The sequence below is a fragment of the Glutamicibacter sp. M10 genome, assembly GCF_025452055.1.
Taxonomy (GTDB): domain Bacteria; phylum Actinomycetota; class Actinomycetes; order Actinomycetales; family Micrococcaceae; genus Glutamicibacter.
In genome coordinates this window covers 1-11875 of sequence record NZ_CP104919.1, presented here as the reverse complement: position 1 = coordinate 11875, position 11875 = coordinate 1, and the positions used below count along the sequence as shown (strand labels likewise).

Annotated in this window: 12 protein-coding genes; 4 read left to right on the top strand and 8 right to left on the bottom strand. The window is 53.4% G+C overall.

Features of this window, described 5'->3' with window-relative positions:
- Positions 1-748: 748 nt before the first annotated feature.
- Both N6V40_RS17130 and N6V40_RS17125 read left to right on the top strand, forming a co-directional pair.
- Positions 749-1633 (top strand): replication initiation protein, encoded by an 885-nt coding sequence (locus N6V40_RS17130; protein WP_262199796.1) that lies wholly within the window; start codon positions 749-751, stop codon positions 1631-1633.
- Positions 1630-1887 (top strand): MerR family transcriptional regulator, encoded by a 258-nt coding sequence (locus tag N6V40_RS17125; RefSeq protein WP_262199794.1) that lies wholly within the window; start codon positions 1630-1632, stop codon positions 1885-1887. Before N6V40_RS17130 ends, N6V40_RS17125 begins: the two co-directional genes overlap by 4 nt.
- Before the next feature lie 615 nt (positions 1888-2502).
- Here the strand turns inward: N6V40_RS17125 and N6V40_RS17120 are convergent.
- The 5 genes from N6V40_RS17120 to N6V40_RS17100 form a co-directional block, all read right to left on the bottom strand.
- Complete coding sequence (locus tag N6V40_RS17120) at positions 2503-3027, bottom strand: hypothetical protein (protein ID WP_262199791.1); 525 nt, start codon at positions 3025-3027, stop codon at positions 2503-2505.
- A 407-nt stretch (positions 3028-3434) separates the two neighbouring features.
- On the bottom strand, positions 3435-4208 hold the full coding sequence (locus N6V40_RS17115) for a P-loop ATPase, Sll1717 family (RefSeq protein ID WP_262199790.1): 774 nt from the start codon (positions 4206-4208) through the stop codon (positions 3435-3437).
- On the bottom strand, positions 4118-4708 hold the full coding sequence (locus N6V40_RS17110) for a hypothetical protein (RefSeq protein WP_262199789.1): 591 nt from the start codon (positions 4706-4708) through the stop codon (positions 4118-4120). The genes N6V40_RS17115 and N6V40_RS17110 overlap by 91 nt, the downstream gene beginning before the upstream one ends.
- A 294-nt stretch (positions 4709-5002) precedes the next feature.
- Positions 5003-5548: a relaxase/mobilization nuclease domain-containing protein gene (locus N6V40_RS17105; protein WP_262199788.1), complete on the bottom strand. Its 546-nt coding sequence runs from the start codon at positions 5546-5548 to the stop codon at positions 5003-5005.
- Positions 5545-6027: a MobC domain-containing protein gene (locus N6V40_RS17100; RefSeq protein WP_262199801.1), complete on the bottom strand. Its 483-nt coding sequence runs from the start codon at positions 6025-6027 to the stop codon at positions 5545-5547. Before N6V40_RS17100 ends, N6V40_RS17105 begins: the two co-directional genes overlap by 4 nt.
- Before the next feature lie 658 nt (positions 6028-6685).
- Between N6V40_RS17100 and N6V40_RS17095 the strand changes: the two genes are divergently transcribed.
- Complete coding sequence (locus N6V40_RS17095) at positions 6686-7570, top strand: replication initiation protein (protein ID WP_262199796.1); 885 nt, start codon at positions 6686-6688, stop codon at positions 7568-7570.
- Positions 7567-7824 carry a MerR family transcriptional regulator gene (locus tag N6V40_RS17090; protein WP_262199794.1) on the top strand — a complete coding sequence of 86 codons (258 nt, stop codon included), beginning with the start codon at positions 7567-7569 and terminating at the stop codon, positions 7822-7824. The genes N6V40_RS17095 and N6V40_RS17090 overlap by 4 nt, the downstream gene beginning before the upstream one ends.
- 615 nt (positions 7825-8439) lie before the next feature.
- Here the strand turns inward: N6V40_RS17090 and N6V40_RS17085 are convergent.
- The 3 genes from N6V40_RS17085 to N6V40_RS17075 form a co-directional block, all read right to left on the bottom strand.
- Positions 8440-8964 (bottom strand): hypothetical protein, encoded by a 525-nt coding sequence (locus N6V40_RS17085; RefSeq protein WP_262199791.1) that lies wholly within the window; start codon positions 8962-8964, stop codon positions 8440-8442.
- Between the two features lie 407 nt (positions 8965-9371).
- Complete coding sequence (locus N6V40_RS17080; protein ID WP_262199800.1) at positions 9372-10646, bottom strand: anti-phage protein; 1275 nt, start codon at positions 10644-10646, stop codon at positions 9372-9374.
- A gap of 83 nt (positions 10647-10729) precedes the next feature.
- Positions 10730-11485, bottom strand: coding sequence for a relaxase/mobilization nuclease domain-containing protein (locus tag N6V40_RS17075; protein ID WP_262199798.1), 756 nt, complete (start codon positions 11483-11485; stop codon positions 10730-10732).
- Between the last annotated feature and the right edge of the window lie 390 nt (positions 11486-11875).

The following is an 11875-nucleotide window of genomic DNA, read 5'->3' as shown; positions in this document are numbered from 1 at the left end:
TCACGCCGAGCAGCCTCCTGCTCCGGAGTCTCAACAAACGGGTTAGGTGGTGAAGCTGGGGGTGTTTTCTTCCGAGAAAACAGGGCCATAACAACCGTCCTTTACGAAGACCGCACAGCGGTCGAGAACAAGCCCTCCGCAGGAGCAAGGGGCGATAAGCCGGAACGAAAACTGTCAGCGAGGAACGAGCGGTACGACAGTTTTCCGTTACGGGTAATCATACCTTGCATCTGTTTGCGCGCGTCCGACCGTGGAGGATAATGCCGCGCGTAAACAGGGGGCCGGACACGGGACCGACGACCCTCAAGTGCACACGCGGAGGGCGCGGGTCCGGCCCATCAACCGCAGCGCAGCGGAGGTTGATTTCAGGGCACCTGCGAAGCGTGCCCTGGCGCAGACGCAGGGGTGGGGATCGTGGGGCTCACGCCGCCCCACACCCCGCGCAAGCGCGACGCTTGACCGTGCTCACGCTCCCATGAGCATGGCTGAGCAAAGTTGTGCGTAGCCCAACGGAACGAGGTGGAGTCAGGAGCAATGAGGGACAACCGTTCACGTGGTAGGCCAGTGCAGGAGGGGGTGCGGAGAAGTTGCTGGCCGTGCGTGAGCGGAGACTCCAGAAAACGAACAAACGGACTTCGCTACGCTCAGCGCCCAGGTCGCAGAAACATCTGACTTGGTTCGCGACGTACTTAGAACACGCCGCACTCAAATTCCCGCATATACAGCGCCGGGGTGAAAGGCTGTTCTCATGACCGTAGAGACCAGTACACCCAGCTCAGACTGGGAGCAGCTATGGCTACCTCTGCGGCCGCTAGCTTCCGATGACCTCAAAGCTGGCATATATCGCCACACTCGGCCCCAAGCCCTAGGCAAGCGATACATCGAAACCAACCCACGAGCAATGTCGAACCTCCTCGTAGTCGATATTGACCACGAGGATGCGCTCCTCCGCGCGCTCTGGGACCGCCCCGCGTGGTTACCTAATGCAGTAGTAGAAAATCCCGACAATGGCCATGCTCATGCCGTCTGGGCGCTCAAAGAACCCGTTACCCGCACCGAATACGCCCGCCGCAAGCCTCTGGCCTATGCCACAGCAGTTACAGAGGCTCTAAGACGCTCTGTAGACGGCGACCAAGGCTACAGCGGACTCATTACCAAGAACCCCACCCACGAGAGCTGGAACGCTTCCTGGTACACAGACAAGCTCTACACGCTCAACGAGCTCGACGAGCATCTCAGTACCGCTGGCTTCATGCCCCCAGCTACCTGGGCCAAGACACGACGGAAAAACCCTGTAGGTCTAGGACGCAACTGCTCAATTTTTGAAACCGCACGCACCTGGGCCTACCGCGAAGTACGCCATCATTTCGGTGACGTACAGGGACTATGGACAGCAATCAACAATCAGGTCCATCATCTAAATTCAGAGTTCTCCGAACCTCTACCCCGCAATGAAGCGCACCAGATAGCAAAATCCATTCATCGATGGATCGTCACCCAATCACGCATGTGGCTTGATGGTGCAGCCGTCTACGAAGCTAACTTCATCGCGATGCAATCAGCTCGGGGACGGAAAAGCGGGCTAAGTCGACGCGATAAATCCGCGCAACTTTGGAAAGGGGCCACAGAATGACTCAGGTCTATGCACGCATCCCTCGCAACGGAAAGACAGCTCGCGAGCTTGCTGAAAAAGTCGGCATGTCATCCCGTACCGCACAACGTTGGACTTCTGAACCTCGTGAAATCTATTTACAACGAGCTGCCCAACGTCATGAGCGCATTAAAGAGCTACGTGAAGCTGGACTCTCCATGAGGGCCATCTCGAAAGAGGTCGGCATCGCGGTTAGCGCCGTTCACTATGCTCTCCAAAAAGATCAGGCTGCCTAGTGGCCCAGAGCGCTCGTCCGTCCTGGACGATTAATCGTTCCGCCCAAGAATGCGGGGTTTCCCCTCAACCATCAAACGGCGACTACGTGAAGGCAAATTCCCCAACGCAGTTCAAGGGGCGGGCGGCGCATGGACGATCCCAGTCCAAGACCTTGTCTTGGCCGGCTTGAAACCAGGAAAACCTGCTCCACCCGAGCAGAAAACTAGCCTAGATCACCCAGAAACTGAACTAGGTCACTGGCCTAGGCCAAATAAAAATGACCTAGGCCAACGACCTAGGTCAGAAGATCTACTGAACCGCATCAGTGAGCTAGAGCAAGAGCTGAAACTTGAAAGAACAAAGCGCGAAAACCTTGAAATCTTGCTCAAAGAGCGAGGGGAACACGTCGAATCGTTGAAGCTTGCAATGCGAATGATCGAGCCATCCAAAGAGCATCAAGCATCCCAAAATGACCTAGGTCAACGACCTAGGTCAGGCGAGGCAACTGACCTAGGTCATGACCTACAGTCTGACCTACCCCCAGTTCCATTCTGGAAACGGTGGAAAAGGACTTAGCAGCTAGTAGGGGACCCGTTCATGAAGGGGGCGCTTTCCAAACACTCCTCTAGTGAAGATCAGATAAGTTCATTCAGTACCCTCCGTGCGGCTTCAGGGGTGCCACCCCACTCATCCAGCCAAAACGGTGGGTTATAAGGATCAATCTCGTACCAGTCGGTCTCTGTAGCTCCGGCACCAGTGTGTTGTCCATTAGAACCCTCGATGTGGGTTTGGATTGCTTCTTTAGGAATAATCCAAAGATGGATTTCATGCGGTGCTATCCCTAGAAGAACCGCATAGTCGTACGAAATCTTTCGAAACTGCTGGAAACGATACTTTCCGGTCTTCCACATAGTTGAAGACTTAACTTGATAGATCTCGTCACCGTCTCGGAGCAAGCGTTGCCTATCTAGCCCATAATTTGAGAGTTGCAAACCACTAGCTAAGGCCCATCTCGCGACGATCTTTCGAGCTATGGCCCCTTTAGTTCCAGAAGGCCGTTCCAGTATCCACCGATGAGGGCTCTCTTGCCATGATTCGTCGGGAGTGTGCTCAGACTCGAGATCTTCAAGAATCAAAGATAAGTACTCGTTTTCGTTCATAGTTCCCCCCAAGGTAATTTTTAAATAATCCTAAACAGAAAACTTAAAAAAGATAGATCTAATATGATTTTTGAACGGGTCGATAGGATCTCCTCTCTGGCCTACTATCCATGGCTAAAAATTCTATTCATAAGATTCGATCGTACAAATCTCCAGCAGATTTCTTGAGGTTGCCCTCGTCACTTTTGAAGTGCAATTAGGGCAGTGCACTTCGTCTTCTTTGGCATAGATAACGTACTCACATTTAGGACATTCAAATGCGTTGGTAGCGAGGACTGTTCCGATGGGTTCCGGGCTGAATGCGATGACAATCCTTAAGTCTGCGAAACCGTAAAGGTTCAGAGGTTTAGCACCTGGATTAGGACGTGTTCCAAGCTGTCTTACAGCGCTGGTAGGGATCCATGCGTTCACCTTATTGGTGACACCCGTTGTGCTGATTTTAAAACCCGAGCCAAGTCCGTGAGCGTGAAGCTCGACTCTTTAATTCGAGAAAAGTCGCTGTGAAAGCGACCGAACTTCTCAAGAGTGCTCTCTTTAGAAAACTCCGTGATGCCTTTTGCCAGAGTGTTCGAAGATATCTTGTTGGTTTCGTTCGGCATTCGTGTATGTTCTTTTACTATCGCTCGTGCCATACGGATCATGTCGCGAGGAGAGCCATGGCTGAGGTAAACAAGCACCTTATGCGCGTCAACTGGCACGTTTTCTTCCACGAGCTGATTGAATGAAGTAATTCTGTTATCTGAGAAAGCAGCTAGTCTCCGGCTGAGCATCTCGGAAAGTTCGTCTTGAGTCCATCCAAGATTTACTACTTCAATGCGGTCCCCTCGAAGACCATTAGCACGAAGATATTGTTCCATTTGGTCCCAAAAGAAGAACTTAAATGCTGCGCCAGGTATTTCGAGAGTATTTAAATCAGTGAGCAGCTCAAGTATCAGCTCTCCCGCCGCTTCAGCGTTGTTGGTCGTCTTAGCTGTTTCATCCACTTTGTCGATCAGAAAGTACACAGCTGACCATTTAAGCTTCTTCGCTATATTGATAAGTTGCGTTAAAAAGTAGTAGCTACTACCGCCGTGTTCTTGTGCTTGCTGCTCTAGCGTAATCGAGATGTTGACGTCTTCAAGTCCTGCTTTTTCATAAGTAAAGCAAGCCCTGCGGCAACTGGGCCGCCATACTTTCGCCAAAAATCTCCGGCTTTATCTCCTAGAGTCTTCACCGCCCCAACCGCTTCTTGGTACTCTCCGATCTGGAGCGTTCCTATAAATTGCTGGGCAGCAATCTTAACTATCTGGCGCTCGTGATCTTCAAGAAAAATCGCTTCCATACTGTCGTCTTCTAAATAAGAAAGGATCGCCAATGTAAGGATGCGACATAACTCCACATGGTGTGAGGCAAGATCGCCACCGTGTTTTACTGCCGAGTTGAACACAGAATAGGTGAGACAAAGATAATTTGAATCTGGGGTTATCGCTTCCTGCTCAATCATTAGTCGCTGGGCAGTTTTGCCTCCTCCACGAGGCGCGAAAATAACATTGCTCTTTGGCGTCTCCGGGTTACCTAAGACCGTCTGGAAATACGGCGGCTGAACAAAATACTCTCCCAGGCGTTCCTCTTGCTCAGCATTCGTATGGGCTAACGGGTCACCAGCAAACCCGATCCTCTGGAGATACGATTCGATCGACAAATTATTTCCTTTCATTCACCTTGATCGTACTGTTGCGTTTCTATTTTGCTTCATCTGCCCACCAATTACAGAGGGCGTGGTGACTAACGTTCGTAGCCTTCATCGCGAGAACGTTGTGACGGGGGTGGAATATAATTGCTGACCTTCTTACTTGGTCTTTTTGAGGGGCTACTCTGGCTAGTCGGCGGATTTGGGAAGCTGACATCACGCCATTTGGCCCGCTGGGCGGCTTTCTTTGCCGCTTCCTGGGCCTCATGTTGTTTTTGAGCGCGTTGTGCGGCGATCAGATGGGTTTTAAACCGGGCTTTCTCCCGTTCCATCAGCACCGGCTGTTTCATCTGCTCCCGACGCCGTGGCTGCAGCCTCCAACCCATAAGCCTTCTCTAGGTTCGTACACGCTGTTTGTGCTGCCCGGCGGTCGTTCCTGGCATGCCAGACTTCCCCCACATCATCGATACGAGAGACCACGATATGCACGTGGTCATCCCCGTGACGAACCATCACCCACGGATGCTCCGCATAGCCCATGTCCTCAGCGAATGACTGACCTATATCAGCCCATTGATCATTCGTGAGCGTCCGATCTTTTGCGGTGTTGCGTAGGGAGGCGTGCCAGACCGGGTTCTTAACCTCCGGGCGCGTATTCAACGCCTTACGCAGCTCGCCAGCCCACCATCGCGGATCCGTCTGCCCCTCGGCACCGATGTTCGACCCGACCACCACACCACCAGAGACCCGCTGCCCAGCAGCGGTGTAGGTGTGCTCGTTCGCTTTACCCGGCCCATGCAAATACGCACCAATATCCCCAGGATTCTTACCCCGCGTAATTTTCGCAATCACGGCATCTCACCGCGCACCCGCGCCAATTCCTCACGGGTCGCCTGCACAGCCTCCAGCAGCTCAGCACTGGGCACGGTCTGCCCAGAGTTCACCGCACGCACCAACTGGTTCAGGTTTGAGCCCACCCGGCCAAGATCCGCGCGCAACCGTGCTACCTCTGCACCAGTACCCGGAGTGGGATCAGCAGCCAGTGACTCGAGCAGTCGTTCCCGCGCCCACACCGACACCCGCCGGCCCCCAGCCACAGCAACCAGAGTTTCGTGTTCCTGGTCCGACAAGGACAGGGAAACGCGCTTGGTGCGCGGGTGCTCCACCGTGGGCCGGCCACCCTTGCGCGGCTCATAAACCACCCGCGCAGCCTCGGCAGCAGCAGCCTCTGCCGCTTCACGTTCACGCCGAGCAGCCTCCTGCTCCGGAGTCTCAACAAACGGGTTAGGTGGTGAAGCTGGGGGTGTTTTCTTCCGAGAAAACAGGGCCATAACAACCGTCCTTTACGAAGACCGCACAGCGGTCGAGAACAAGCCCTCCGCAGGAGCAAGGGGCGATAAGCCGGAACGAAAACTGTCAGCGAGGAACGAGCGGTACGACAGTTTTCCGTTACGGGTAATCATACCTTGCATCTGTTTGCGCGCGTCCGACCGTGGAGGATAATGCCGCGCGTAAACAGGGGCCGGACACGGGACCGACGACCCTCAAGTGCACACGCGGAGGGCGCGGGTCCGGCCCATCAACCGCAGCGCAGCGGAGGTTGATTTCAGGGCACCTGCGAAGCGTGCCCTGGCGCAGACGCAGGGGTGGGGATCGTGGGGCTCACGCCGCCCCACACCCCGCGCAAGCGCGACGCTTGACCGTGCTCACGCTCCCATGAGCATGGCTGAGCAAAGTTGTGCGTAGCCCAACGGAACGAGGTGGAGTCAGGAGCAATGAGGGACAACCGTTCACGTGGTAGGCCAGTGCAGGAGGGGGTGCGGAGAAGTTGCTGGCCGTGCGTGAGCGGAGACTCCAGAAAACGAACAAACGGACTTCGCTACGCTCAGCGCCCAGGTCGCAGAAACATCTGACTTGGTTCGCGACGTACTTAGAACACGCCGCACTCAAATTCCCGCATATACAGCGCCGGGGTGAAAGGCTGTTCTCATGACCGTAGAGACCAGTACACCCAGCTCAGACTGGGAGCAGCTATGGCTACCTCTGCGGCCGCTAGCTTCCGATGACCTCAAAGCTGGCATATATCGCCACACTCGGCCCCAAGCCCTAGGCAAGCGATACATCGAAACCAACCCACGAGCAATGTCGAACCTCCTCGTAGTCGATATTGACCACGAGGATGCGCTCCTCCGCGCGCTCTGGGACCGCCCCGCGTGGTTACCTAATGCAGTAGTAGAAAATCCCGACAATGGCCATGCTCATGCCGTCTGGGCGCTCAAAGAACCCGTTACCCGCACCGAATACGCCCGCCGCAAGCCTCTGGCCTATGCCACAGCAGTTACAGAGGCTCTAAGACGCTCTGTAGACGGCGACCAAGGCTACAGCGGACTCATTACCAAGAACCCCACCCACGAGAGCTGGAACGCTTCCTGGTACACAGACAAGCTCTACACGCTCAACGAGCTCGACGAGCATCTCAGTACCGCTGGCTTCATGCCCCCAGCTACCTGGGCCAAGACACGACGGAAAAACCCTGTAGGTCTAGGACGCAACTGCTCAATTTTTGAAACCGCACGCACCTGGGCCTACCGCGAAGTACGCCATCATTTCGGTGACGTACAGGGACTATGGACAGCAATCAACAATCAGGTCCATCATCTAAATTCAGAGTTCTCCGAACCTCTACCCCGCAATGAAGCGCACCAGATAGCAAAATCCATTCATCGATGGATCGTCACCCAATCACGCATGTGGCTTGATGGTGCAGCCGTCTACGAAGCTAACTTCATCGCGATGCAATCAGCTCGGGGACGGAAAAGCGGGCTAAGTCGACGCGATAAATCCGCGCAACTTTGGAAAGGGGCCACAGAATGACTCAGGTCTATGCACGCATCCCTCGCAACGGAAAGACAGCTCGCGAGCTTGCTGAAAAAGTCGGCATGTCATCCCGTACCGCACAACGTTGGACTTCTGAACCTCGTGAAATCTATTTACAACGAGCTGCCCAACGTCATGAGCGCATTAAAGAGCTACGTGAAGCTGGACTCTCCATGAGGGCCATCTCGAAAGAGGTCGGCATCGCGGTTAGCGCCGTTCACTATGCTCTCCAAAAAGATCAGGCTGCCTAGTGGCCCAGAGCGCTCGTCCGTCCTGGACGATTAATCGTTCCGCCCAAGAATGCGGGGTTTCCCCTCAACCATCAAACGGCGACTACGTGAAGGCAAATTCCCCAACGCAGTTCAAGGGGCGGGCGGCGCATGGACGATCCCAGTCCAAGACCTTGTCTTGGCCGGCTTGAAACCAGGAAAACCTGCTCCACCCGAGCAGAAAACTAGCCTAGATCACCCAGAAACTGAACTAGGTCACTGGCCTAGGCCAAATAAAAATGACCTAGGCCAACGACCTAGGTCAGAAGATCTACTGAACCGCATCAGTGAGCTAGAGCAAGAGCTGAAACTTGAAAGAACAAAGCGCGAAAACCTTGAAATCTTGCTCAAAGAGCGAGGGGAACACGTCGAATCGTTGAAGCTTGCAATGCGAATGATCGAGCCATCCAAAGAGCATCAAGCATCCCAAAATGACCTAGGTCAACGACCTAGGTCAGGCGAGGCAACTGACCTAGGTCATGACCTACAGTCTGACCTACCCCCAGTTCCATTCTGGAAACGGTGGAAAAGGACTTAGCAGCTAGTAGGGGACCCGTTCATGAAGGGGGCGCTTTCCAAACACTCCTCTAGTGAAGATCAGATAAGTTCATTCAGTACCCTCCGTGCGGCTTCAGGGGTGCCACCCCACTCATCCAGCCAAAACGGTGGGTTATAAGGATCAATCTCGTACCAGTCGGTCTCTGTAGCTCCGGCACCAGTGTGTTGTCCATTAGAACCCTCGATGTGGGTTTGGATTGCTTCTTTAGGAATAATCCAAAGATGGATTTCATGCGGTGCTATCCCTAGAAGAACCGCATAGTCGTACGAAATCTTTCGAAACTGCTGGAAACGATACTTTCCGGTCTTCCACATAGTTGAAGACTTAACTTGATAGATCTCGTCACCGTCTCGGAGCAAGCGTTGCCTATCTAGCCCATAATTTGAGAGTTGCAAACCACTAGCTAAGGCCCATCTCGCGACGATCTTTCGAGCTATGGCCCCTTTAGTTCCAGAAGGCCGTTCCAGTATCCACCGATGAGGGCTCTCTTGCCATGATTCGTCGGGAGTGTGCTCAGACTCGAGATCTTCAAGAATCAAAGATAAGTACTCGTTTTCGTTCATAGTTCCCCCCAAGGTAATTTTTAAATAATCCTAAACAGAAAACTTAAAAAAGATAGATCTAATATGATTTTTGAACGGGTCGATAGGATCTCCTCTCTGGCCTACTATCCATGGCTAAAAATTCTATTCATAAGATTCGATCGTACAAATCTCCAGCAGATTTCTTGAGGTTGCCCTCGTCACTTTTGAAGTGCAATTAGGGCAGTGCACTTCGTCTTCTTTGGCATAGATAACGTACTCACATTTAGGACATTCAAATGCGTTGGTAGCGAGGACTGTTCCGATGGGTTCCGGGCTGAATGCGATGACAATCCTTAAGTCTGCGAAACCGTAAAGGTTCAGAGGTTTAGCACCTGGATTAGGACGTGTTCCAAGCTGTCTTACAGCGCTGGTAGGGATCCATGCGTTCACCTTATTGGTGACACCCGTTGTGCTGATTTTAAAACCCGAGCCAAGTCCGTGAGCGTGAAGCTCGACTCTTTAATTCGAGAAAAGTCGCTGTGAAAGCGACCGAACTTCTCAAGAGTGCTCTCTTTAGAAAACTCCGTGATGCCTTTTGCCAGAGTGTTCGAAGATATCTTGTTGGTTTCGTTCGGCATTCGTGTATGTTCTTTTACTATCGCTCGTGCCATACGGATCATGTCGCGAGGAGAGCCATGGCTGAGGTAAACAAGCACCTTATGCGCGTCAACTGGCACGTTTTCTTCCACGAGCTGATTGAATGAAGTAATTCTGTTATCTGAGAAAGCAGCTAGTCTCCGGCTGAGCATCTCGGAAAGTTCGTCTTGAGTCCATCCAAGATTTACTACTTCAATGCGGTCCCCTCGAAGACCATTAGCACGAAGATATTGTTCCATTTGGTCCCAAAAGAAGAACTTAAATGCTGCGCCAGGTATTTCGAGAGTATTTAAATCAGTGAGCAGCTCAAGTATCAGCTCTCCCGCCGCTTCAGCGTTGTTGGTCGTCTTAGCTGTTTCATCCACTTTGTCGATCAGAAAGTACACAGCTGACCATTTAAACTTCTTCGCTATATTGATAAGTTGCGTTAAAAAGTAGTAGCTACTACCGCCGTGTTCTTGTGCTTGCTGCTCTAGCGTAATCGAGATGTTGACGTCTTCAAGTCCTGCTTTTTTCATAAGTAAAGCAAGCCCTGCGGCAACTGGGCCGCCATACTTTCGCCAAAAATCTCCGGCTTTATCTCCTAGAGTCTTCACCGCCCCAACCGCTTCTTGGTACTCTCCGATCTGGAGCGTTCCTATAAATTGCTGGGCAGCAATCTTAACTATCTGGCGCTCGTGATCTTCAAGAAAAATCGCTTCCATACTGTCGTCTTCTAAATAAGAAAGGATCGCCAATGTAAGGATGCGACATAACTCCACATGGTGTGAGGCAAGATCGCCACCGTGTTTTACTGCCGAGTTGAACACAGAATAGGTGAGACAAAGATAATTTGAATCTGGGGTTATCGCTTCCTGCTCAATCATTAGTCGCTGGGCAGTTTTGCCTCCTCCACGAGGCGCGAAAATAACATTGCTCTTTGGCGTCTCCGGGTTACCTAAGACCGTCTGGAAATACGGCGGCTGAACAAAATACTCTCCCAGGCGTTCCTCTTGCTCAGCATTCGTATGGGCTAACGGGTCACCAGCAAACCCGATCCTCTGGAGATACGATTCGATCGACAAATTATTTCCTTTCATTCACCTTGATCGTACTGTTGCGTTTCTATTTTGCTTCATCTGCCCACCAATTACAGAGGGCGTGGTGACTAACGTTCGTAGCCTTCATCGCGAGAACGTTGTGACGGGGGTGGAATATAATTGCTGACCTTCTTACTTGGTCTTTTTGAGGGGCTACTCTGGCTAGTCGGCGGATTTGGGAAGCTGACATCACGCCATTTGGCCCGCTGGGCGGCTTTCTTTGCCGCTTCCTGGGCCTCATGTTGTTTTTGAGCGCGTTGTGCGGCGATCAGATGGGTTTTAAACCGGGCTTTCTCCCGTTCCATCAGCACCGGCTGTTTCATCTGCTCCCGACGCCGTGGCGCAGCCTCCAACCCATAAGCCTTCTCTAGGTTCGTACACGCTGTTTGTGCTGCCCGGCGGTCGTTCCTGGCATGCCAGACTTCCCCCACATCATCGATACGAGAGACCACGATATGCACGTGGTCATCCCCGTGACGAACCATCACCCACGGATGCTCCGCATAGCCCATGTCCTCAGCGAATGACTGACCTATATCAGCCCATTGATCATTCGTGAGCGTCCGATCTTTTGCGGTGTTGCGTAGGGAGGCGTGCCAGACCGGGTTCTTAACCTCCGGGCGCGTATTCAACGCCTTACGCAGCTCGCCAGCCCACCATCGCGGATCCGTCTGCCCCTCGGCACCGATGTTCGACCCGACCACCACACCACCAGAGACCCGCTGCCCAGCAGCGGTGTAGGTGTGCTCGTTCGCTTTACCCGGCCCATGCAAATACGCACCAATATCCCCAGGATTCTTACCCCGCGTAATTTTCGCAATCACGGCATCTCACCGCGCACCCGCGCCAATTCCTCACGGGTCGCCTGCACAGCCTCCAGCAGCTCAGCACTGGGCACGGTCTGCCCAGAGTTCACCGCACGCACCAACTGGTTCAGGTTTGAGCCCACCCGGCCAAGATCCGCGCGCAACCGTGCTACCTCTGCACCAGTACCCGGAGTGGGATCAGCAGCCAGTGACTCGAGCAGTCGTTCCCGCGCCCACACCGACACCCGCCGGCCCCCAGCCACAGCAACCAGAGTTTCGTGTTCCTGGTCCGACAAGGACAGGGAAACGCGCTTGGTGCGCGGGTGCTCCACCGTGGGCCGGCCACCCTTGCGCGGCTCATAAACCACCCGCGCAGCCTCGGCAGCAGCAGCCTCTGCCGCTTCACGT

Bases quoted from the DNA above. Each gene is read 5' to 3' on its own strand.
- N6V40_RS17130 (WP_262199796.1), top strand. From the start codon at position 749: ATGACCGTAGAGACCAGTACACCCAGCTCAGACTGGGAGCAGCTATGG.
- N6V40_RS17125 (WP_262199794.1), top strand. From the start codon at position 1,630: ATGACTCAGGTCTATGCACGCATCCCTCGCAACGGAAAGACAGCTCGC.
- N6V40_RS17120 (WP_262199791.1), bottom strand. From the start codon at position 3,027: ATGAACGAAAACGAGTACTTATCTTTGATTCTTGAAGATCTCGAGTCT.
- N6V40_RS17100 (WP_262199801.1), bottom strand. From the start codon at position 6,027: ATGGCCCTGTTTTCTCGGAAGAAAACACCCCCAGCTTCACCACCTAAC.
- N6V40_RS17095 (WP_262199796.1), top strand. From the start codon at position 6,686: ATGACCGTAGAGACCAGTACACCCAGCTCAGACTGGGAGCAGCTATGG.
- N6V40_RS17090 (WP_262199794.1), top strand. From the start codon at position 7,567: ATGACTCAGGTCTATGCACGCATCCCTCGCAACGGAAAGACAGCTCGC.
- N6V40_RS17085 (WP_262199791.1), bottom strand. From the start codon at position 8,964: ATGAACGAAAACGAGTACTTATCTTTGATTCTTGAAGATCTCGAGTCT.